At 62.6% G+C, this 716-nt stretch carries 1 protein-coding gene; it reads left to right on the forward strand.

Annotation, left to right across the window (positions count from 1 at the left end; genetic code table 11):
• Positions 1-200: 200 nt before the first annotated feature.
• Positions 201-716, forward strand: a 516-nt coding sequence (locus NKJ11_RS33750; RefSeq protein ID WP_352795190.1) for an IS110 family transposase, incomplete at its 3' end; no start/stop codon positions are given.

A 716-nucleotide genomic window follows, 5' to 3' on the forward strand; every position in this document is an offset into this window, starting at 1 on the left:
GCCACCTTGTATCTACACGAGAGAGATTTCGTGGGATTAGAGCGATTGAGCCAAGGTCCGGGCGGCCGCCCGGACCTTGGCTTGGCGAAGTCGCCCGTACCACCTGAGGTTACAACCGCGGGAGAGCTTGGGATCTTCGCCTTCGTCACGCACGACCGAACAGTCGCTTGGTTCCAACCGTACGCACAAGGCAGGTTACCGTGAACAGGATTATTTGTGGAGTTGATGTTTCGAAAGATTGGCTGGACGCGCATGTCCGGCCTGGCGGAGCGGCAGCGCGCTTCGCCAACGATGCGGCGGGGATTGCAGCTCTTTGGCTGTTCTGCCGCAGCCATGGCGCAGCCCTTGCGGTGATGGAGGCATCGGGCGGCTATGAACGGCTGGGGTTCATGCTCTTGTGGGCGCACGGCATGCCGTGCGGCGTGGTCAATGCCAAGAGCGTGCGCCGTTTCGCCGAGGCGATGGGCTATCTGGAGAAGACCGACAGGATCGACGCCGCTGTCATCGCCCATTACGGCGCAGTCAAGAACACGGTGCCGACGCCACCGCCAAGCGCTGCCCAACAGCGGCTTACCGCGTTGGTTGGCCGGCTTTGCCAGATTGTCGGCGATGCGACCATCAACAAGCAGCGTAGAAGTGCCGCATGCGACGCCGAGGTATGCGCCAGCATCGAGGCGACGCTGGCCTTCCTCAAGCGCGAGCAACGGCGCCTGGAA

The organism is Mesorhizobium sp. M0243 (genome assembly GCF_040321775.1).
Taxonomy (GTDB): domain Bacteria; phylum Pseudomonadota; class Alphaproteobacteria; order Rhizobiales; family Rhizobiaceae; genus Mesorhizobium.